Origin of the sequence: Xanthomonas sp. CFBP 7698, from assembly GCF_003600855.1 — a bacterium.
Taxonomy (GTDB): domain Bacteria; phylum Pseudomonadota; class Gammaproteobacteria; order Xanthomonadales; family Xanthomonadaceae; genus Xanthomonas; species Xanthomonas cannabis.
In genome coordinates this window covers 143,822-165,218 of record NZ_PRDN01000005.1, presented here as the reverse complement: position 1 = coordinate 165,218, position 21,397 = coordinate 143,822, and the positions used below count along the sequence as shown (strand labels likewise).

19 protein-coding genes, 1 other RNA gene and 1 pseudogene are annotated in these 21,397 nt (G+C 66.0%); 12 read left to right on the top strand and 9 right to left on the bottom strand.

What is annotated here, in order from left to right; genetic code table 11:
- From XnspCFBP7698_RS17780 to XnspCFBP7698_RS17760, 5 genes are all read left to right on the top strand, one after another.
- On the top strand, positions 1–3,012 hold the full coding sequence (locus XnspCFBP7698_RS17780; RefSeq protein ID WP_123137651.1) for a TonB-dependent receptor: 3,012 nt from the start codon (positions 1–3) through the stop codon (positions 3,010–3,012).
- Positions 3,013–3,167: 155 nt separating this feature from the next.
- Positions 3,168–3,869: a SapC family protein gene (locus tag XnspCFBP7698_RS17775; protein WP_166750743.1), complete on the top strand. Its 702-nt coding sequence runs from the start codon at positions 3,168–3,170 to the stop codon at positions 3,867–3,869.
- Positions 3,859–4,872, top strand: coding sequence for a cupin-like domain-containing protein (locus tag XnspCFBP7698_RS17770; RefSeq protein WP_104581231.1), 1,014 nt, complete (start codon positions 3,859–3,861; stop codon positions 4,870–4,872). Before XnspCFBP7698_RS17775 ends, XnspCFBP7698_RS17770 begins: the two co-directional genes overlap by 11 nt.
- Positions 4,873–4,882: 10 nt before the next feature.
- The gene (locus tag XnspCFBP7698_RS17765; protein ID WP_104581232.1) at positions 4,883–6,451 is read left to right on the top strand and encodes a tryptophan halogenase family protein; all 1,569 of its coding nucleotides are present in this window, start codon (positions 4,883–4,885) and stop codon (positions 6,449–6,451) included.
- 139 nt (positions 6,452–6,590) lie between these two features.
- The gene (locus XnspCFBP7698_RS17760) at positions 6,591–7,607 is read left to right on the top strand and encodes an energy transducer TonB (protein WP_104581233.1); all 1,017 of its coding nucleotides are present in this window, start codon (positions 6,591–6,593) and stop codon (positions 7,605–7,607) included.
- A gap of 213 nt (positions 7,608–7,820) precedes the next feature.
- Here the strand turns inward: XnspCFBP7698_RS17760 and XnspCFBP7698_RS17755 are convergent, their stop codons facing one another.
- From XnspCFBP7698_RS17755 to XnspCFBP7698_RS17730, 6 genes are all read right to left on the bottom strand, one after another.
- A complete protein-coding gene (locus tag XnspCFBP7698_RS17755; RefSeq protein WP_104581234.1) occupies positions 7,821–9,014 on the bottom strand; it encodes an ABC transporter permease in 1,194 nt (397 codons plus the stop codon).
- Positions 9,011–9,757, bottom strand: a complete 747-nt coding sequence (locus tag XnspCFBP7698_RS17750) for an ATP-binding cassette domain-containing protein (RefSeq protein WP_104581235.1) — start codon at positions 9,755–9,757, stop codon at positions 9,011–9,013. Before XnspCFBP7698_RS17750 ends, XnspCFBP7698_RS17755 begins: the two co-directional genes overlap by 4 nt.
- A gap of 31 nt (positions 9,758–9,788) precedes the next feature.
- Positions 9,789–11,372 (bottom strand): alpha/beta hydrolase, encoded by a 1,584-nt coding sequence (locus XnspCFBP7698_RS17745; RefSeq protein WP_199680224.1) that lies wholly within the window; start codon positions 11,370–11,372, stop codon positions 9,789–9,791.
- 60 nt (positions 11,373–11,432) lie between these two features.
- Positions 11,433–11,633, bottom strand: a complete 201-nt coding sequence (locus XnspCFBP7698_RS17740) for a helix-turn-helix transcriptional regulator (RefSeq protein WP_039406380.1) — start codon at positions 11,631–11,633, stop codon at positions 11,433–11,435.
- Complete coding sequence (locus tag XnspCFBP7698_RS17735; RefSeq protein WP_104581236.1) at positions 11,630–12,217, bottom strand: hypothetical protein; 588 nt, start codon at positions 12,215–12,217, stop codon at positions 11,630–11,632. The genes XnspCFBP7698_RS17740 and XnspCFBP7698_RS17735 overlap by 4 nt, the downstream gene beginning before the upstream one ends.
- A gap of 248 nt (positions 12,218–12,465) precedes the next feature.
- A non-coding RNA gene (locus XnspCFBP7698_RS17730) (sX9 sRNA) lies at positions 12,466–12,540 on the bottom strand.
- 136 nt (positions 12,541–12,676) lie between these two features.
- Between XnspCFBP7698_RS17730 and XnspCFBP7698_RS17725 the strand changes: the two genes are divergently transcribed.
- Positions 12,677–14,233, top strand: coding sequence for a beta-xylosidase (locus tag XnspCFBP7698_RS17725; RefSeq protein WP_104581237.1), 1,557 nt, complete (start codon positions 12,677–12,679; stop codon positions 14,231–14,233).
- Positions 14,234–14,372: 139 nt separating this feature from the next.
- On the opposite strand, the gene XnspCFBP7698_RS17720 is transcribed toward XnspCFBP7698_RS17725, so the two are convergent.
- Complete coding sequence (locus XnspCFBP7698_RS17720; protein ID WP_104581238.1) at positions 14,373–14,645, bottom strand: metal/formaldehyde-sensitive transcriptional repressor; 273 nt, start codon at positions 14,643–14,645, stop codon at positions 14,373–14,375.
- 64 nt (positions 14,646–14,709) lie between these two features.
- Between XnspCFBP7698_RS17720 and dmeF the strand changes: the two genes are divergently transcribed.
- Positions 14,710–15,690, top strand: coding sequence for a CDF family Co(II)/Ni(II) efflux transporter DmeF (gene dmeF, locus XnspCFBP7698_RS17715; protein WP_104581239.1), 981 nt, complete (start codon positions 14,710–14,712; stop codon positions 15,688–15,690).
- An 86-nt stretch (positions 15,691–15,776) separates the two neighbouring features.
- On the opposite strand, the gene XnspCFBP7698_RS17710 is transcribed toward dmeF, so the two are convergent.
- A complete protein-coding gene (locus XnspCFBP7698_RS17710) occupies positions 15,777–16,604 on the bottom strand; it encodes a ferredoxin--NADP reductase (RefSeq protein WP_184375628.1) in 828 nt (275 codons plus the stop codon).
- A gap of 36 nt (positions 16,605–16,640) precedes the next feature.
- Here XnspCFBP7698_RS17710 and XnspCFBP7698_RS17705 point away from each other — a divergent pair, with 36 nt between their 5' ends.
- From XnspCFBP7698_RS17705 to XnspCFBP7698_RS17685, 5 genes and pseudogenes are all read left to right on the top strand, one after another.
- Positions 16,641–17,636: an ABC transporter ATP-binding protein gene (locus XnspCFBP7698_RS17705; protein ID WP_104581241.1), complete on the top strand. Its 996-nt coding sequence runs from the start codon at positions 16,641–16,643 to the stop codon at positions 17,634–17,636.
- Positions 17,633–18,445, top strand: coding sequence for an ABC transporter permease (locus tag XnspCFBP7698_RS17700; RefSeq protein ID WP_184371954.1), 813 nt, complete (start codon positions 17,633–17,635; stop codon positions 18,443–18,445). The genes XnspCFBP7698_RS17705 and XnspCFBP7698_RS17700 overlap by 4 nt, the downstream gene beginning before the upstream one ends.
- Positions 18,445–19,389, top strand: a complete 945-nt coding sequence (gene panE / locus XnspCFBP7698_RS17695) for a 2-dehydropantoate 2-reductase (protein ID WP_199680222.1) — start codon at positions 18,445–18,447, stop codon at positions 19,387–19,389. Before XnspCFBP7698_RS17700 ends, panE begins: the two co-directional genes overlap by 1 nt.
- 313 nt (positions 19,390–19,702) lie before the next feature.
- Positions 19,703–19,804: pseudogene (locus XnspCFBP7698_RS17690) on the top strand (oxidoreductase); the annotation flags it as partial.
- A 300-nt stretch (positions 19,805–20,104) separates the two neighbouring features.
- Complete coding sequence (locus XnspCFBP7698_RS17685; RefSeq protein ID WP_047697941.1) at positions 20,105–20,620, top strand: hypothetical protein; 516 nt, start codon at positions 20,105–20,107, stop codon at positions 20,618–20,620.
- 149 nt (positions 20,621–20,769) lie between these two features.
- Here XnspCFBP7698_RS17685 and XnspCFBP7698_RS17680 read toward each other — a convergent pair whose 3' ends face one another.
- The gene (locus XnspCFBP7698_RS17680; RefSeq protein ID WP_039406396.1) at positions 20,770–21,177 is read right to left on the bottom strand and encodes an acyl-CoA thioesterase; all 408 of its coding nucleotides are present in this window, start codon (positions 21,175–21,177) and stop codon (positions 20,770–20,772) included.
- Positions 21,178–21,397 lie beyond the last annotated feature (220 nt).

Here is a 21,397-nt window from a genome sequence, read left to right as displayed (position 1 = left end):
GTGAGAGAGACACGCACCCTGCCGCGCACGCGGCGCCTGACGTCTGCCCTGTTGTTCGCATTGTCGACGCCGCTGGCCGCGCAGACCGCGCCGGCGCCGCAATCGGCATCCACCGTCCCGGGCTCCAGTCAGGCCGATCCCGCCACCCTCGATACCGTCCAGGTCAGCGGTATCCGTGGCAGCCTCACCTCGTCGATGAACGTCAAACGCGATGCGCAAGGCATCGTCGACGGCATCGTGGCCGAGGATATCGGCAAGTTCCCCGACACCAATCTGGCCGAATCGTTGCAGCGCATCAGCGGTGTGTCGATCGACCGTTCGCTGGGCGAAGGCTCGCGCGTCACCGTGCGCGGCGTCGGCCCGGACTTCAACCTGGTGCTGTTGAACGGCCGGCAGATGCCGGGCGCCAGCATCGAGGAATCCAATGCCTCCAACTCGCGTGCGTTCGACTTCGCCAACCTGGCGTCCGAGTCGATCTCCGGGATCGAGGTGTTCAAGACCAGCCGTGCCAGCACGCCTACCGGCGGCATCGGCGCGACCATCAACATCAAGACGGCCCGCCCGCTGGACAACCCCGGCATGCATGCCAACGTGGGTCTGAAGGGCGTGCACGATGCGTCCAACGAGAACCTGCCCGGGCGTTTGCAAGGCGATTCGCTGACGCCGGAAATCTCCGGCATCTTCAGCAACACCTCGGCGGACGGGCGCTTCGGCGTGTCGCTGAGCGGCAGCTACCAGGAACGCGACTTCGGCTACAGCCAAGTCGGTGTGCCCAACGGCTGGCGCTCGTTCCGTGGCGATTCCACCGCCTACGGCACCATTCCGCAGCCGGGCACGGTGGGCTCGGAAAACATCGTCAACCGTCCTGGCCCCAACGATATCTATTCGGTACCGCAGAACCTCAATTACCGCGTGGTCGGGGTCGAACGCCAGCGCACCAACGGGCAGCTGGTGCTGCAGTACAAGCCGCTGGACAACATCACCACCACGCTGGATTACACCTACTCGGAAAACAAGATCCAGCAGCAGCGCAACGAGATGTCGGTGTGGTTCAACTACGGCCCGTCTGCCAGCGCCTGGACCAATGGGCCGGTGGCCGGCCCGATCACCTATTCGGAAATCGTCGACCCGGCCACCAGCGATCTGGCCACCGCCGGCTCCAAGGCGGCCACGCGTAACCAGAACAAGTCGCTGGGTTTCAACGTGGATTGGGCGGTGAACGATCAGTTCAAGCTCAACTTCGACATCCACCGCTCCACCGCCGAAGCCGGCGCGGACAGCCCGTACGGGTCGAGCAATTCGCTGGGCGTGTCCGGGTTCTACCGCGGCACCTCGGTGGTGGATTTCAGCAAGGATTTCCCGGTGTTGCAGCAGCAGCTGGGCTTCGGGCTGACCGGGCTGGACCCGTCGCGCACGCTGGTCACCGGCTCGGCGTTCCGCAACAGCTACATGAAGTCGGAGATCGACCAGGCGCAGGTCAACGGCGACTTCACCTTCGAAAACTATTCGCAGTTGAAGTTCGGCATCGGCAGCACCGAGGTCAAGAACCGTTCGGCATTTTCCAACGTGCAGCGCGACACCTGGGGCGGCAACGGCACCGCGGCCGATTATCCGGACGACCTGTGGATTCCCAGTTCGTTTGCGCAGTATTTCGATGCGATCGATGGCAGCGGCAATCCGGCGCAGTTCAACCAATTGTTCCTGTTCGATTTCGAACGTGCCCGCCAGGCCGCCGCGCAAGCCGCCGGCGACGACGCGCTGTACCGCATCTCGCCGGTGTTCACCACCGACCGCCGCGTCACCGAAAAGTCCAAGAACGCCTACCTGCAGTGGAACAACAGCTGGGACGATCTGCGCGTGCCGATCAGCCTGGCCGCCGGCGTGCGTTACGAAGAAACCAAGGTCGATGCGCAGGCACTGGTGCCGGTGGCAGTGGGTATCGACTGGGTCGCCAACAACGAGCTGCCGATTCGTGTGGCCAATTCGGCGTTTTCCGGCGCCAGCGGCAAGTACGAATACTGGCTGCCCAGCCTGGACCTGAGCTTCAAGCTCACCGAGGATCTGGTGCTGCGCGGCAGCTACGGCGAAACCATTGGCCGTCCCGGCTGGGGAGATATCCAGGGCGGGCAGACGCTCAGCGAGATCGCGCGCGTGGAAGGCGGCACCGGCCGGGAAGGCAACCCGGGCCTGAAGCCACTGCTCTCGCACAACATCGACCTGTCGCTGGAGTGGTACTACAGCGATGCCAGCTACGCGTCGGTGGGCTTCTTCCGCAAGAACATCGACAACTACATCGGCGTGACCACGCGCAACGATACCTCGCTGGGCTTGAATACCCCGATTGGCGGCACGTACTGGAACGAAGCGCTGGCCAATGGCTGCGCCTCGGCCGACCTGACCTGCATCCGCAACTACATCTTCCGCAACCGTAACGGTTCGCCGGGCGTCGTGCGCGCGGCCGATGCCAACGGCAATGCCACCGGCGTGATCAGCGGGCAGCCGGGCGACCCGGTGGCCAACTTCGCCATCACCGCGCCGGCCAACCAGCGCTCGGCCTCGCTGGACGGCTGGGAATTCAACCTGCAGCACATGTTCGGCGCCAGCGGCTTCGGCGTGTCGGCCAACTACACCATGGTCGACTCCGGGCTGACCTACAACAACGCCGTGATCGGCGAGCAGTTCGCGCTGGAAGGGCTGAGCGATTCGGCCAACGTGGTCGGCTTCTACGACAAGGACAAGTGGCAGGTGCGTGCGGCCTACAACTGGCGCGACGAATTCCTGGCCGCGCGTTTCGACGGCAGCGGCCAGCCCAATCCGGTCTATACCGAAGCCTACGGCCAGCTGGACCTGAGCATCGGCTACCAGTGGAACGAGAACCTGTCGCTGAGCCTGGAGGCGATCAACCTCACCGACGAGGTGCAGCGTCAGCACGGCCGGCACCCGAACCAGATCGTGTATGCCACCCAGACCGGCCCGCGCTACATGCTGGGCCTGCGCTACAAGTTCTGGTGATCTAGGCAATGCACCGCACGTCCCGGCAGCCTGGCTGCCGGGACGTGGTTACGACCTTCCTGCGTGCTGACCGGAGCTGCATGCTCCGGCACTTGCCGTGCGAAGGGGATTGTCCAAGCATGGGCCACGCGCCCCCGCGTGATATAGCGACCCCCATGACCAATGCCGTGTTGTTGAACAATCTCGATCACCGCGATCTGCGCGTGATCACCGCCCGTGGCGCCGCCTATGGCGACGACGTGATGTCGGCGGCCACCTTCCCGCAGGAATTCCGCCAGCTGCAGGGCCAGTACCCGATCGTGTTCCATCGCAACGAGAACGGCCGTTTTCAGCCGCTGGCGCTGCTGGGACTGCGGCTGGGCGAGAACCTGTTCCTGGACGGTGCGCGCTGGGACGCGCCGTACATCCCGCTGGCGATCCAGCGGCAACCGTTCCTGATCGGCCAGCAGCCTGAGGGGCCAATGGTGCACGTGGACCTGGACAGCCCGCGCGTCAGCGCCGATGAAGGCGAGCTGCTGTTTCGCGAACATGGCGGTACCACCGATTTTCTGTATCACATCAGCCAATTGCTGCGCACGCTGCACGACGGGCTGGCGGCCAGCGATGCGTTTGTCGAACGCTTGCTGGGTTACGAGCTGCTGGAGCCGTTCGTGTTCGAAGCCACCCTGGACAACGGCCTGGAATGCCGACTGGCCGGCCTGCACACCGTGCATGAAGAACGCCTGCGCACGCTCGGCAATACCGCCTTGCTGGACCTGCACCGCCACGGCGATCTGGAACCGTTGTACATGGCAGTGGCCTCAATTGCGCAGTTCCGTCACCTGCTCGAACGCCTCAACCGCCGCCATGCCGGTTGAGCCGCGCGCCATCGAGGAACGGCATGGCCTGGATCCGCAGCAGCTGGACCCGGCCCTTCTGCGCTCGACCACGCCGCTGGTGCTGCGCGGGCTGGTGCGCGATTGGCCGCTGGCACGCGCCGGCGCCAGCTCTGCACAGGCGGCCGCCGCCTACCTGCGTGGATTCGATCGCGGCGAGGCAGTGGTGGCGCAGGTCGGCCCGCCGGAGATCGGCGGGCGCTTCTTCTACAACGCGGACATGACCGGCTTCAATTTCCGCCCCGAGCGCGTGCCGCTGGGCGTGGTGCTGGACACCTTGCTGCGCGGCCTGCACGACGCACAGCCGCCGGCGATCTACGTCGGCTCCACCACCCTGGACACCTACCTGCCCGGCCTGCGCGCGGCCAATCCGATCGCGCTGCCGCAGGCCGAGCCGCTGGCCAGCATCTGGATCGGCAACCGCACCCGTATCGCCGCCCACCAGGACCTGCCCGACAACCTGGCCTGCGTGGTGGCCGGGCGCCGCCGCTTCACGCTGTTTCCGCCGGACCAGCTGGCCAACCTGTATATCGGCCCGCTGGACCTGACCCCGGCCGGCCAGCCGGTCAGCCTGGTGGATATCGCCGCGCCCGACCTGCAGCGCTTTCCGCGCTATGCGCAGGCACTGCAGCACGCGTGCGTTGCCGAGCTGGAGCCGGGCGATGCGCTGTTCATTCCCAGCATGTGGTGGCATCACGTCCAGGCGCTGGAAGGCTTCAACGTGCTGGTCAATTTCTGGTGGCGGCAAAGCCCGGCCTACATGGACTCGCCGATGAACGCGCTGATGCTGTCGCTGCTCACCATTCGCGACCTGCCCGCCGAACAACGCGCCATCTGGCAGGACGTGTTTCGCCATTACGTGTTCGAACCCGATGAGCGCACCGCCGCGCACGTGCCGGACGTGGCGCGTGGCGTGCTGGCCCCGATGGACGACACCCGTGCGCGCAGCCTGCGCGCGCGCTTGCTGCAACGCTTGAACCGCTGAGGACTGACCCATGGCCCACACCACTTCCCCAGACCCTGCGCAGCGCCCGGTGCGTCGCGTCGTCATCGCCGGTGGCGGCACCGCCGGCTGGATGGCCGCCGCCGCGTTGTCCAAGCTGCTGGGCCGGCAGTTGCAGATCACCCTGGTGGAATCGGACGAGATCGGCACGGTAGGCGTGGGCGAGGCCACCATCCCCAGCCTGGTCACCTTCCACCGGCTGCTGGAGATCGACGAGGCCGCGTTCATGGCCGCCACCCAGGCCACCTTCAAGCTCGGCATCGCCTTCGAACATTGGCGCGACGTGGACAGGCACTACATCCACTCCTTCGGCCATACCGGCACCGATCACTGGAGCGCGGGCTTTCATCATTTCTGGTTGAAGGGCCGCCAGCGTGGCGTGGCGCGCGACTTCGGCGACTACTGCCTGGAATTGCGCGCCACCCAGGAAGGGCGGTTTGCGCATCTGCCCAACGGCGGCATGAACTACGCCTACCACCTGGATGCCGGTCTGTACGCACGCTTCCTGCGTCGCTTCAGCGAAGGCTTCGGGGTGCAGCGCATCGAAGGACGCATCGGCCAGGTCGAGACCGACCCGCACAGCGGTTTCCTCACCGCGCTGACACTGGACAACGGCAGCCGCGTGGAAGGCGACCTGTTCATCGATTGCACCGGCTTTGCGGCATTGCTGATTGGCAAGACCCTGGGTGTGGACAGCGACGACTGGTCGCGCTGGTTGTTTGCCGACAGCGCGCTGGCCGTGCAGACCGAATCGGTGGGCCCGCCGGTGACCTATACGCGGGCGCGGGCCGACCAGGCCGGGTGGATGTGGCGCATTCCGCTGCAGCACCGGGTGGGCAACGGCATCGTGTATTCCAGCCGCTACACCGACCAGGACAGCGCCCGGGCCGTGCTGGAGCGCAACCTGCAGGGACGCGCGCTGACAGAGCCGCGCGCACTGCGCTTCACGCCCAACCAGCGCCAGCGCGTGTGGGAGAAGAACTGCGTGGCGCTGGGGCTGGCCAGCGGCTTCCTGGAGCCGATCGAGTCGACCAACATCCATCTGATCCAGCGCGGCATCGTCCGCTTGTTGCAGACCTTTCCGCAGGTCATCAACGCGGTGGACATCGCCGAATACAACCGCCAGGCCGCCGACGAAATTGCGCACATCCGCGATTTCGTGATCCTGCATTACCACGCCACCGACCGCCGCGATACGCCGTTCTGGCGCGACTGCGCCGCGATGGACATCCCCGACTCGCTACGTCACCGGGTGGAGCTGTTCCGCCAAAGCGGGCGCGTGTTCCACCAGGGCAACGAGTTGTTTGCAGAAAATTCCTGGGTGCAGGTGATGCTGGGCCAGGGCATCGTGCCGCAGCAGCATCACCCGGTAGCCGACCTGATGGGCGATGCGGAGCTGAGCCACTTTCTGGAGAGCATCCGCCAGCGCGTGGACGCCACCGTGGCCAGCCTGCCGCCGCATGCACAGTTCCTGCGTCACCACTGCCCGGCCGTCCCGCTGCCCGACCCTGCCGCATGCACACCGGCCGATGTAGCCGCCATGGCGGCCCCGGCGGGATGAATTTCGCCTCCTGGCGCTGCAACCCTTGGCTTCCAACGCCCCAGCAATGCTAGATTGCGGCACTGCCGTCCATTGCGGGAACAATGGCCGGCGCTCGCCGCAGCAACGTAATCTTTCGCACTCGGGGTAAGGGGGACGCATGTTGGATCTGACACAGGGCCGTATGGCACGCCGGATCGCGCCGGTCATTTTGCTGGTGGGCCTGGCCGCCTGCTCCAAGCAGGAAGACAAGGCCGCCACCACCGCGCCAGCCACCGGCGCCACGCCGGCCGCACCGGCTGCGGCAGCAACGCCGGCCACCGCGGTCTCGCCGCAGGTGCAGTCGATGGCCGCCGACCAGTTGCGCGCATCGGCCACCAAGGCGCTGCAGGACAACCGCATGTACGCGCCGGCCGGCGACAACGCGGTGGAGTACTACCTGGCCTTGCGCGAGAAGCAGCCGCAGGACGCCACCGTCAACAGCGCGCTGACCGACCTGCTGCCCTACACGCTGATCGCCGCCGAACAAGGCATCAGCCGCGAGGAATTCCCCGAGGCGCAGCGGCTGATCGCACTGATCGAAAAGGTCGACCCCAAGGCACCGGCACTGCCGCGCCTGAAGAGCGGCCTGGACACGGCCATGAAGACCGCCGCCAACCGCTCCGAGCAGGATGCCGAGCAGGCCAAGAAGCTGGTCGAGGACAAGGCCAAGCAGGCCGCCGAGCAGAAGCGTCTGGCCGAACAGCAGACCCGCGAGGCCGCCGCTGCCCAGCAGATTGCCGCCCAGCAGGAAGCCGCCCGCCAGCAGACCGCCGACGCCGAGCGCCAGGCCGCTGCGCGCCGTCAGGCCGAGGCCCCGGCACCCGCACCGGCGGCGCCACGTCCGGCCCCGGCAGCCGCCGCGGCCGCCGCACCGGCCGCGCAGTCGCTGCGTCCGATCAGCACCCCGGCACCGCGCTACCCACCCGAGGCCCTGCGCGCCGGCACCTCCGGCGAAGTGCTGGTGGAGATCACCGTCGGCACCGACGGCTCGATCACCGCCTCGCGCGTGCTGCGTGCCAACCCGCCGCGCGTGTTCGACCGCGAAGCGCTCAATGCGGTCAAGCGCTGGCGGTTCGAGCCGGTGGCCGCACCGGTGACCACCCGCCGCACGCTGTCGTTCAACCCGGGCGGCTGATGGCGGATCGGTGATGACATAGGAAACGCAAAAGCCCGCAGCGATGCGGGCTTTTGCGTTGTGGCGGTGATGCGTTGTGGAGGCTGGTGCGCCGACACGTTTAGATGGTTGTGCACCTAGGAGCAGCGGTGGTTGCAAATGCTGCTGAACCTGCACGCGAGCCCGTACCCTCATCCGCCCTTCGGGCACCTTCTCCCGACGGGAGAAGGCACATCACCCAGAAATCGCCAGGCGCTCCTGGTGATACCGGCGGACTGCTGCGTACCACAGCACTGCCGCCACCCCGAAACCGGCCAGCAGATACACCGCCCAGGTCTGCGCGTTGATGGTCTCGTGGCGGATCACCTTGAGCAGCATCTGGTTCTGCGCCAGAAACGGCACCGCAAACTGCCATAGCTGGGTCTTCAACGGATACGCCATCAACGCATAACCCGGCAGCATCGGCAGCAGCAATAGCCAGGTCATGTGGGCCTGCGCTTCCTTCATGCTCTTGGCGGCCGCCGCCAGATACGTCAGCAACGAGGTGCCCACAAACAACATCGGCACCAGGATGAAGAGCATCTGCAACATCGGCACGAAGCCCACGTTGAGCTGGCGTCCCAGATTGGACGAGGACAATTGCGCACTGAGCTTGAAGGCCAACAACGTGAGCAACAACGACACCATGCCGATCACGCAGGCCGCCGCGATCTTGCCGCTGACGATCGCGCTGCGTGGCGCGGGCGTGGCCAGCAACGGCTCAAGCGATTGGCGTTCGCGCTCGCCGGCCGTGGCATCCAGGATCAACGAGGCGCCGCCCAGAAACGAGGTGATCACCAGTAAGACCGGCAGCAGCATCGCCATGACCTGACCACGCTTGGCTTCGGCGGTCGCCAGGTCCTGTGCGGCCACTTCCAGCGGACGGCCCACCTGCGCATCGATACCGCGCGCCAGCAACCGCAGTGCACCCACCTGCTGGCTATAACCACTCAATGCCGCCTGCAGGCGCATGCTCGGCACGTCGGCTTCGCGGCGCGTGCTGTCCTTGATGACCTCCACCAACGCCGGACGGCCTTCGCGCCAGTCCTCGGCGTAGCTGTCGCTGATGCGCAGGGCGACGTCCACATCCTGGTTGCGGATGGCGGCAGTCAGGTCTGCAGGTGCATCCACCGCGTTGAGCCCCTGCGCGGCGAGAAACCGCACCAGGTTGGGGGCGTGTTCGCGACCGAGCGTGGGGATGTCCAGCGGCTTGTCGATCTGGGTGCGCACGCGGCTTTCGCTCAAGGCGCCCATGCCGAGAATCAGGATGGGATACAGCAGGGGCGAGAGCAGCAATGCCAGTGCCAGGGTGCGGCGGTCGCGCGAGATGTCGCGCAGTTCCTTGCGCAGCACCGTCCACAGCGTGGCCATCAGGGTGGTCTTGCTCATGCGTGCAGTCCTTCTTCCGAGCCGATCGCCTTGACGAAGGCATCTTCCAGGTTGCTTTCACCGGTGGCAGCGCGCAGTTCGTCGGCGCTGCCGCAGGCCACTACCGTGCCCTTGGCGATGATGACGATGCGATCGCACAGCGCCGCCACCTCCTGCATGATGTGGCTGGAGAAGATCACGCAGCGCCCCTCCGCGCGCAATTGCTGCAGGAAGCCGCGCATGGCACGGGTGGTCATCACGTCCAGGCCGTTGGTGGGTTCGTCCAGGATCACGTTGCGCGGGTCGTGCACCAGCGCGCGTGCAATGGCGGTCTTGGTGCGTTGGCCCTGACTGAAGCCTTCGGTCTGGCGGTCGAGAATGTCGTCCATGTCCAGCGCGGCGGACAACATCTGCGTACGCTGCGCGATCTGCGTGCGCGACAGGCCATGCAACTCGCCGAAGTAGGCGATGTTTTCGCGGGCGCTCAGCCGTTTGTACACGCCGCGCGCATCCGGCAACACACCCAGCGCACGGCGCACCGCAACCGGGTCGTGCGCGGCGTCCACGCCATCGACGGTGACGCGGCCCTGGTCCGGCGACATCAGCGTGTAGAGCATGCGCAAGGTGGTGGTCTTGCCGGCACCGTTGGGCCCGAGCAAACCGGTGATCTGCCCATCGGCGGCGCTGAAGCTGACCCCGTCCACCGCGCTCACCAGCCCGGTCTTGGTCTTGAAGGATTTATGCAGGTTCTCGACGACGATCATGCGTGCGCCTCCGTGGCGTGGTCGATGCGGCTCATGGTTCCCATCCGTTGAACGAGGTGAACGCAGGCACGGTGGTGAGGCTGGCCACGCAGGTGGTATCCAGCGCCTTGGCGTCGGTGGTCTGCAGGAACTGGCTCAGCACCTTGGGCATGCACCCCAACCGGAACACACCGTGCCCCTGCCCTGGCGCGATCACATGGCGGCCATTGGGCAGGCCTTGCAGCACGCGCTGGGCGTAGCGCGGCGGCGTGACCGGATCGAGCTCGCCGGACAGCAGCAGCACCGGCAGCGTCGATTCGAACGGCTTGAAGGCCCCGGCCGGCGCGGGTTTCGATGGCCACACCTTGCATGGCGCGAAGAACATCTCTGCCACGTCGTTACCCAGCAAGGTGGCGTCCTGGTCACGCGGCGCACGATAGCGGCCGGCGTCTTCGCTGCACAACACCGACCATTGCATCGGGCGATTCATCTGGTCGGACATGTCCGACGCACTCATCTGCGCCAGCGCCATCAGCGAGGCGTAACGGCCTGCCACCGCCTCGTCCAGCACCAACGGTAGCAACGAGGCGGTTTCCGGTGCGTACGAAAACCCGAACGCCAGCCCCACCACCGTATCGGCGGTCACCTGCTCGTGGCGTAGCGCGCCAGTGCGCGGGTCGCGATAGTCCACCGCCACCGGCGCCTGGCGCAGGCGCTCGACCACCTGCCGCAGCTGGGTGCGCGTGTCGACCGTAAAACGTTTCGCACAGGCCGGCGTGGAGGCGCATTGCCTGGCCTGCAGCGCAATCGCATCGTCGAAGGTGCGTGCAAACTCGCCGCCAATCACCAGATCGTTGGGCGCCACACCATCGAGCACCACGCTGCGGGTGTGCTGTGGGTAGCGCATCGCATACTGCTGCGCCACGCGCGTGCCATACGAACCCCCAACCAGGTTGAGCTGCTGCACGCCCAGGGCGGCGCGCACCGCATCCAGGTCGGCGATGGCCTCGGTGGTGGTGAAGTAGCGCGGATCGGCATCGTTGCGCAGGCCGGCCGCGCACTGCCGCGCGTAGTCGGTGAGCTGGGTCACGCTGGCTGCGGCACCGCCTGGCATCTCCAAAGGTGTGCCGGCGGCCGTGCGACATTGCAGCGGGTGGGAGCCACCGGTACCGCGCTGATCGACCAGAAAGAGGTCGCGCTGCTTGCGCACCTCGCGCAGGCCCATGTCCACGATCGCCGCCACCTGCGTGGCCGACTGCCCGGGCCCGCCGGCAATGAAGAACACCGGGTCCGCCGCGCTGCCCGCACCGGCATCGCTTTCCAGCCAGGCGATGTTCAAGGCGATGCTGCGCCCGCTCGGCGCGGCCGGGTTCTCCGGGACGCTCAGGCTTGCGCACTGCGCTTCGATATTGCCGGCGGCGCTGCCGGAGCTCAGCGTGCACGGTGCGAACTGCAGGCTGCCATACCGATTGCCCGCCGCATTGCCCGTCTGCGTGCTTGCAGCGTGAGGCTGCGCGGTGCCCGGCGCCACTGCACCGGTCTTCCCGTCGGCAGGCGCGTGTGCGCGCTGACAGCCGCTCGCGAGCATCGCGATCAGCGCTGCCGCCACCACTGTGGATTGCTTGACCATACTCACCCTATCTCCTGATAGTCCCTGTCCCCTGACGTTGCATGCGCTCATGCGTGACCGCAGCAACTACTGCCCGTCTTCGTAAAGAAAGACGTGCTCGATCGATTCCCCGAACAACCGTGCAATCCGAAACGCCAACGGCAGGCTGGGATCGTACTTGCCGGTTTCCAGCGCATTGATGGTCTGCCGCGACACGCCCAACCGCTCGCCCAGCTCCCCTTGTGACCAACCATTGGCCTCGCGCAATTCGCGTACGCGGCTAATCATGCAAAACGACGCGCATGGATGCCCTTGGTGATGCCGTAGACCGCGCATAGCAGCGGGAACACCCATAGCATCGCCGCGCTCGCGGGCACATCGATCAGCCGGGCGGCCTGCAAAAACCCGGCGGTCATGTACGCACCGCTGACCAGGCCGGCGGCAATGGCGATCGCTTCCAGCTCGATACGCCGTTGCATCTCGTCCGAATCACGCACGTAACGCGCCACCGCGCGGATCACCAACATGACCAGCACCGCCGGCAGCAAGGCGATCAGCACCCGCGCCCAGTCCGGGGCCACGTGCGCAAGCAGGTAGCGCCAGAACAGCATCACCACCACGTACACCACCATCGGCACGCCGAATTCGCGGTAGTAGCGGCTTGCCAGTGCCGGGCGGGTGCTGTCGCGCATGTCGCTGCGTGCCAGCCACATCGGCAGCGACAGCAGCATGCACGAGCCACCGATACCGGCGCTAAGCCCGGCGATGTAATTGTTCAAGGGCAGCACCTGCCACACACCCAGCAGCCCGACGACGAGCAAGACCAGGCCCAGCAAGAACACCAGCAGCGCGTTGCGCTTGCAGCGGGTCATTTGCACGGCCTCGGCGCAACGGGTGCATGCGCTGCATCCTCACTGCGCATACGTCCGGCGACGGTGTGCACAGCACGTTTCGCTGCGCGGCCATGCCTGCATTCCATTTGCTTACGCTGCCGCCGCATCGCATTTGCCTGTCAAGTACGCTTGACAGGCAAGATGCGCTTGCCGAGCCCTGCTGTCAAGCACCCTTTACACATTGGAGCGGACACATCTGCGTATGCTCCGTTGCCTGGTCCAGGAGCGGCTAACAAGACGTCGCGAGCAGTCGTCAGTGGCTGCGCACGGCGCACAGGAACCGCAGCGTACGAGTGTCACGTCAGGATTCGCAGCACCGGCGGCGTCCGCCTGGCAACTGCGCAGCCCTTTTGTCAGCGCGCCAAGTCAATCTGTCTGGTCTGCAGTGCGCTGCCGCACTGCGTTACGCTGCATGCTCGACCTTCAGCGGGAGCGACAATGCGTTTGGATTTTTTGTTGGTGGCGGCACTGTGCTGCGTGGCGACCTCTGCAATGGCGCAGGACACAGCGCCGCGCACGATACAGGTGGATCTGGGTAGCGCCGGCGGGCCGGTCGATCGTTTTTACGATCTGTCGGTCGGCTCGGATTTCCCCGGCACGCTGATCCGCCCCGATACCCAGGCGCATCTGGTGCCGGCGGTGCAGGAGCTGGGCTTTCGCTACATCCGCTTCCACGATGTCTTCCACGATGCGCTCGGCACGGTGAAGGAGGTCGACGGCAAGCTCGTCTACGACTGGACCAAGCTGGACCAGCTCTACGACGCGCTGCTGGCCAAACGCATCCGCCCGTTCGTCGAACTGGGCTTCACCCCGAGCGCGATGAAGACCTCCGAGCAGACGTTGTTCTACTGGAAGGGCAATACCTCGCATCCGGACCCCGCCAAGTGGACGCAGTTGATCGATGCGTATGTGCGCCACATCCGTGCACGCTACGGTGCCGATGAAGTGCGCCAGTGGTACTTCGAGGTGTGGAACGAACCCAACCTCAAGGACTTCTGGGAAAACGCCGATCAGCAGGCCTATTTCGACCTGTATGCCAACACCGCGCGCACCATCAAGGCGATCGACCCGCAGCTGCGCGTCGGCGGCCCGTCCACCGCCGGTGCGGACTGGGTGCCGGAGCTGCTGGCCTTCGTGGCGAAAAACAAGCTGCCGATCGATTTCGTGACCACGCATACCTACGGCGTAGACGGCGGCTTTCTGGATGAAGACGGCAAGCAGGACGTCAAATTGTCTGCATCGCCGGATGCCATCGTTGGCGATGTGCGCCGCGTCCATGCACAGATCCAGGCCTCGCCATTTCCGGATCTGCCGCTGTATTTCACCGAGTGGAGCAGCAGCTACACGCCACGCGATTACGTGCACGACAGCTACATCAACGCGCCCTACGTCCTGACCAAACTCAAGCAGGTCAAAGGGCTGGTGCAGGGGATGAGTTACTGGACCTATACCGATCTGTTCGAAGAACCCGGCCCGCCGCCCACGCCGTTCCATGGCGGGTTCGGGCTGATGAATCGCGAAGGTATCCGCAAGCCGGCCTGGTTCGCTTACAAGTACTTGAATGCGCTCAAGGGCCGCGAGATTCCGCTTGCCGATGCACATGCATTGGCCGCGGTGGACGGCAAGCGTCTCGCTGCGTTGGTGTGGGACTGGCAGCAGCCGGTGCAGGCAGTGAGCAATACGCCGTTTTATACCAAGCAGGTGCCAGCCACCGACAGCGCACCGCTGCGCCTGCGCATGACGCATGTGCCTGCCGGAAACTACACCTTGCAGGTGCGCAAGACCGGCTACCGGCGCAACGACCCGCTGTCGCTGTACATCGACATGGGCCTGCCCAAGGCGTTGAACGCCAAGCAGCTGACCCAGCTGCAGCAGGCCACGCGCGATACGCCCGAGCAGGACAAGCCCGTGCGCGTGGGGGCCGATGGCGTGCTGGACGTCAGCGTACCGATGCGCAGCAACGACGTAGTGCTGGTGACGTTGGAACCGCGCTGAGCGTCAGGCACAGCGGCGATCGGCAACCGCACGCAATGTGTCCACCGCAACTGCGCGGTGACGCGTTGCGATTGGACATAGCGCCGCGGCCGGCACGCCCGGCGCCACAGCATCACTGCACCCTGATCACCTCAGACAATCACTTCAGATAGGTCTTGAGGATGGCCGCGACGTCGTCGACGGCCTGTTCGCGGTCGCCCGGTGCGTCCGGCGCAGCCACGTGATGCTTCAGGTGCTCACTGAGCAGCGCGACCATCAATCCCTGCGCTGCACCGCGAAAGGCAGCCACCTGGGTCAGCAGCGCGGTGCAGTCCACGTCCTGCGCCAATGCTTTTTCCAGCCCTTCGACCTGCCCGCGGATTCTGCGCACGCGCGCGAGCAGCTTGGATTTGTCGTGATTCAGATGTGCCACTGACTATACCCCATGGGGGTATCTGAGATACCCTGCGGGGGTATCGTAGCCAGAGCCCCTGCCGATGTCGATCACGCACGTCGCACCTCACTGCGCGCAGTCGCACAGCTTTGCCAGCGCCAACCCGCTGGCCGAGCGCAGCACCCGTAAGGCCGTCGTCCTGACCGTCGTCATGATGGTGGTGGAAATCGTCGGCGGCTGGGCGCTCAATTCGATGGCCCTGCTCGCCGATGGCTGGCATATGAGCTCGCATGCGCTTGCGCTGGGCCTGGCATTGTTTGCCTACCGGTTCGCGCGCCGCCATGCCGGCAATGCGCGCTTCACCTTCGGCACCTGGAAGGTCGAGGTGCTGGGCGGCTACAGCAGCGCGATGCTGCTGCTGGGCGTGGCCGGCCTGATGGCCTTCCAGTCGGTGGAGCGGCTGTTCTCGCCCCAGCCCATCCACTACCAGGAAGCCACCGTCATCGCGGTGATCGGCCTGCTGGTCAATCTGGTCTGCGCCTGGTGGTTGCGCGATTCGCACGGCCACGCCCATGGGCATGATCATGGTCACGGGCATGAGCACGCACACCATGGTCATGGTCATCGCCATGAAGGCCATGCCGATCTGAACCTGCGTGCGGCCTATCTGCACGTGGTGGCCGATGCGGCCACATCGGTGCTGGCCATCGTGGCCCTGGTGGCCGGCATGCAGTGGGGCGTCAGGTGGCTGGACCCCGTCATGGGTATCGTCGGCGCGGTGCTGGTGACTGTCTGGGCATGGGGCCTGCTGCGCAGTACCGGCCGGGTGCTGCTGGACGCGGAAATGGACGCGCCGGTGGTGGCGGAAGTGAAGCAGGTCATCGCCGAACTGCCGCATGCCATCGACATCACTGACCTGCATGTCTGGCGCGTCGGCAGCGAGCGCTACGCCTGCATGCTGAGCCTGGTGACGGCGGCACCGATCGATGCAGACCAGGTGCGCACGGCGCTGCAGGTGCACCAGGAGCTGGTGCACGTCACCGTCGAGTTGCGGCGCCCGGCGCAGCTCGTTGCTTCGTCATAAGGCCACAGAACTTCCGGGTGGCGCGGGGCAGGCGCCAGTCACCACGCCAGGCGACAGCGCCAGTGCGTGGAAGCTGACGCCTGTGCTCAGGTTTTCGGCGGCGTGGAGCTGACGTACTTTTCGCGACGGATCTGCGCATTCGGCAGGCCGGCGGTCTTGAGGGCCTCGGCGCAGCTGTCCACCATGTCCGGGTTGCCGCACAGATAGGCAATATCGGTCTGCGCATCAGGGGCGACTTCGGCCAGATGCTGCTGCACATAGCCATGTCGCACATCGGCATGCGGCTGGGCGGGCAACTCGCGCGAGAAGCACGGCACGTAGCGGAACTGCGGATGCGCATCGGCGAACGCACGGAAATCGTCGCCGTACAGCAGCTCGGCCGGCGTGCGCGCGCCCTGCAGCAGCACCACCTGCACGCCGCGGGTGGCCATCGCCTCGGCCAATAACGGCAGCATGGATCGATACGGGGTGACACCGGTGCCGGTGGCGATCAGCACATAGCGCTGGTTGTGGTCGCCCGGCTGCAGGCAGAAACGCCCATACGGGCCGCTGGCCTGCAGCTGGTCGCCGATCTGCAGGCCTTCGAACAGCGCCGTGGCCGAGCCGCCGGGCACGAAGCTCACCGCGATGTCCACCGCCTCGCCCGGTCCTAGCGCATGGTCGTGGATGGTCGCCAGCGAATAGCTGCGCTTGGTTGCGGTGCCATCGACGTTGTCGAAGTGGATCTGGATGAACTGCCCGGGCTGGAAATCCAGCGGCTGCCCGTCGTCACGCAGAAACTGGCAGTGGGCTACGGTGGGCGCAATCATGCGCCGGTCGACAAGCTTGAGGGGGAATTGAACGGGCACGAACGTATTTGGGACAGTCTGTGATCGGGGCGATCCCCCGCGGGCTTCTATAATAACGGGCTGCAACTTGCTGCGCCGTCACCCTGGCGCGAAGGACCCGGCTTGAATTCCCCATCTTCCAATGCGCCCGCCCTGCGCGTGTGCGATCTGCGCAAGACCTACGACAACGGCACCCAGGCGCTCAAGGGCGTGTCGCTGGACGTGGTACCTGGCGATTTCTTCGCCCTGCTCGGCCCCAACGGCGCCGGCAAGTCCACCCTGATCGGCATCATCAGCTCGCTGGTGAACCTGTCCGGCGGGCAGGTGGAAGTGTTCGGCACCGACCTGGTCGCCCATCGCAGCGAAGCGATGCGGCTGATCGGCCTGGTGCCGCAGGAAATCAACTTCAACCTGTTCGAAAAGCCCTTCGATATCCTGGTCAACTACGCCGGCTTCTACGGCATGCCGCGCAGCGAAGCCGAGGCGCTGGCCGAAGTGGAACTGCGCCGCGCGCACCTGTGGGAAAAGGCCCAGGTGATGAGCCGCACGCTCTCCGGCGGCATGAAGCGCCGGCTGATGATCGCCCGCGCCATGATGACCCAACCGCGCCTGCTGATCCTGGACGAGCCCACCGCTGGTGTGGACATCGAGATCCGCCGCGACATGTGGCGCGTGCTCAAGGACATCAACGCGGCCGGCACCACGATCATCCTGACCACGCATTACCTGGAAGAAGCCGAGCACCTGTGCCGCAACCTGGCCATCATCAACCACGGCCAGATCGTCACCCAGGGGCCGATGCGCGAACTGCTGGCCAAGCTCGACGTGGAAGGCTTCCTGTTCGATATCGACGGTGACCTGCCCGCACAGCTGCCGGCGATCGAAGGCACCACGCTCACCGCCATCGATGGCCATACGCTGGATCTGGACATGCCGCGCGCGATGGACCTCAACCGCGTGTTCGCCGCGCTGGGCGATGCCGGCATCCGGGTGCGCTCGATGCGCACCAAGAGCAACCGGCTGGAAGAATTGTTCGTTCGCCTGACCGGGCCCGGCGAGACCCTCGCCGCCCCGGCCCCTGCCGCAGCGGCGCCCTCGCGCCCGGCAGGTCACCCATGAGTCCTTCGGAGCCGTCGATGTCCGCCACGCCTGCCACACCCCGCCAACGCAACTGGATTGCGCTGGGCACCATCGTGCGCCGCGAAGTGCAGCGCATCCTGCGCATCTGGGGCCAGACCCTGGTGCCGCCGGCCATCACCATGACGCTGTACTTCTTGATCTTCGGCGGGCTGATCGGCTCGCGCGTGGGCGAGATGGGCGGCTACAGCTACATGCAGTTCATCGTGCCGGGTCTGGTAATGATGAGCGTGATCCAGAACAGCTACGGCAACATTTCTTCCAGCTTCTTCGGCGCCAAGTTCGGCCGTCATGTGGAAGAACTGCTGGTCAGCCCGATGCCCAACTGGGTGATCCTGTGGGGCTATGTCTCCGGCGCGGTGTTGCGCGGCGTGATGGTCGGGGCGATCGTGCTGATCATCGCGATGTTCTTCACCCCGGTGCGCATCCCGCACCCGATCGTGACGCTGACCACGGTGCTGCTGGGCGCGACCATCTTCTCGCTGGCCGGCTTCGTCAACGCGGTCTACGCCAAGAAGTTCGATGACGTGGCGATCGTGCCCACCTTCATCCTGACCCCGCTGACCTACCTGGGCGGCGTGTTCTATTCGGTCAAATTGCTGCCCGGCTGGGCCGAAGCGGCCACCCACGCCAACCCGATCTTCTACATGGTCAACGCCTTCCGCTACGGCCTGCTCGGCAGCTCGGACGTACCGATCTGGGTCGCCTACGCGCTGATGCTGGGCTTTGTCGCGGTGCTCAGCGCGCTGGCGCTGTGGCTGCTGCGGCGCGGTGTGGGGTTGCGGAGTTGATGGCCATGCGCATTCTCATCCTGGGCGCCGGCGGCACCGGCGGTTATTTCGGCGGGCGCCTGGCCCAGGCCGGTGTCGATGTCACCTTCCTGGTGCGCGATGCGCGCGCCGCGCAGCTGCAGGCCGAAGGCCTGCGCATTCGCAGCCCGCTGGGCGATGCCGATCTGCCGGTGGCGCATGTCACCGCGCAGGACTTGCCGGCCCTGGTGGCGCAGCAACCGTTCGATCTGGTGATCCTCAGCTGCAAGGCCTATGACCTGGGCAGCGCGATCGAAGCGATTGCGCCGGCGGTGGGCGAGCACACCACGGTATTGCCCATCCTCAACGGCCTGCGCCACTACGCGGCGCTGGACGAACGCTTCGGCGCGGCGCGGGTGCTGGGCGGGCTGTGCTTCATCAGCGCCACCAAGGGCGAGCATGGCGAGATCCTGCACCTGGGCAAACCGGCGTCGCTGACCTTCGGCGAGCGCGATGGCGGCGCGGAGTCGGCGCGCGTGCAGGCGTTTGCGGCCGCGTGCACGCAGGCGGGTATCGACCATGTGGCCAGCGCGCAGATTGCGCAGGAGCAGTGGATCAAATACAGCTTCCTCACCGCGCTGGCGGCGGCCACCTGCCTGATGCGCGCGCCGGTCGGGGCGATCGTCGCCACCGACGATGGACGCGCCTTGATCAACGGCCTGTACAACGAATGCCTGTGGGCCGCCGATGCGGCCGGGCAGTCGATTCCGGAAGGCGCGCGCGCCAAGGCGCTGCAGACCCTGTTGCAGGTCGATTCGCCCTTGAAGGCCTCGATGCTGCGCGACCTGGAAGCCGGCCAGGACGTGGAAGCGGCGCAGATCGTCGGCGACATGCTCAAGCGCGTGCGCGAAACCGGTCGCAATGCGCCGCTGCTGATGGCCGCCAATGTGCATCTGCAGGCGTATCAGGTGTTGCGGCATGGTTGATGGTTGAGGGCCGGTGACTGTACTAGGCCTGTGAGCTGTCTCCCCCATCCGCCCTTCGGGCACCTTCCCCCGCAGGCGGGAGAAGGGAAGGGTCATCAGCGCTGCAGCAGTGGACGCATGGCTTGCCCCCTGTGCCCAGCCAGCCCCTCCCTTCTCCCGCCTGCGGGAGAAGGTGGCGCGAAGCGCCGGATGAGGGCACTCGGGATGAGGCCGGCCAGTTGGGCGCAGCCTTCGTGCCGGTGCACGCGCGGCCTATCATGAAACTGCTCAGCCACCTGTACTGGCCACGTCGCAATCCTGTCGGTCATCGTTCGGCGACATGCTCAAGCGCGTGCGCGAGACCGGGCGCAATGCGCCGCTGCTGATGGCCGCCAATGTGCATCTGCAGGCGTATCAGGTGTTGCGGCATGGTTGATGGTTGAGGGCCGGTGACTGTGCTGCGCCTGTGAGCTGCCTCCCCCATCCGCCCTTCGGGCACCTTCCCCCGCAGGCGGGAGAAGGCAGGCGCCATCAGCACTGCAGCAGTGGACGCATCACTTTACCCCCCCGCACCTAGCCCTGCACCTAGCCGTTCCCTTCTCCCGCCTGCGGGAGAAGGTGGCGCGAAGCGCCGGATGAGGGCACTCCGGATGAAGCCGGCCAGTTGGGCGCAGCCTTCGCGCGGCCGCGACGTCAGGCCCACGATGCTCTGCATCCCTTCCCTGTCGCGCCTGCCATGAAACTGCTCAGCCACCTGTTCCGTGCCGGTCACTTCGTGATCCTGGCGTTCTTCGTGCTGTGCGCGGCCGGCCTGGTGACCATGGCCGGGCTGGAGTTGTGGCATGGCTTTACCCCCGGCGGCGACATGGTGGTGCGCGACCGCTTCAATGTCGTGCTGGAAGCGGTCGGCCTGCTGACGGTGGCGCTGGTGACGCTGGAACTGGGGCAGACCATCTTCGAAGAAGAGATCCTGCGCGACGTCAAGGTCAGCGGGCCCACGCGCGTACGGCGTTACCTGTCGCGTTTCTTCGTGGTGATCGTGATCGCGCTGGCAATCGAGACGCTGGTGTCCATCTTCGAGCTGATGCACGCCGACCCGTCCAAGCTGCCGTATGCCGCGGCGGTTGGCTCATGCGCGGCCTTGCTGCTGATCGCCTGGGGCGTGTTCGTCAAACTCAATCGCAGCGCCGAAGAACTGGAACCGGAGGCGATGGAAGAGACCAAGCGCGAGGACCGCGAGGTACAGGAGTAAGTACAGCGGACTGATCCAGCAGGCGGTCGCCAGAAGAGGCACGCACGTTGCGATGCAAACGCAGCGGACGCGCGGCACTCATCGGCTCCGGCATTGCCGGCGCTTCTCAGGAGGCCGCGCAGCCGTCTAGTCGGCCGCTCGTCGCCCGGTCATTCGGCGGCCGAAGGCAGCGGCGGTACCGACGTCGGCTTGCCGTCGGCATCCAGCGCAATCATCACGAAGTGCCCGCGCGTACACAGTTCGCGTGCGCCGCTGAGCAGGTCTTCGGCGATCAGTTCCACTTCCACCTTGATCGAGCTGCGCCCCACCGACACCACGCGCGCAATGGTTTCCACCATCTGGCCCTGGCGGATCGGCAGCTTGAAATCCACCTGGTCCGAGCGCGCGGTCACCACAGCGCGCCGCGCATAGCGCGAGGCCGCCAGGAATGCGGCCTTGTCCATCCACGCCAGTGCCTGGCCACCGAACAGCGTGCCCATGTGGTTGGTGTGGTTGGGGAACACGATCTCGGCCATGCGCGCTTCGATCGGCGGGTGGGTCTGCGAGCTGTCTGACATGGTGATGATCCGTTGGGGAAAGCGCTGGTGGCTGATGCCGTGCGTGCCGCTGCGATTGCAGCAACTGCGACGCTGGAAGGCAGGCCGCTGGACGCAGCGGCGTGCGCGGGAGCGTAGTGAGGGGCTTGCTGACGCGGCTGCGGCGTCCTGGAGCAGGTGCGGCTGAGCGGGCCATGTCTGGATGCAGAAGCGTGCCATCTGCTGGATATCGACGGCGCGC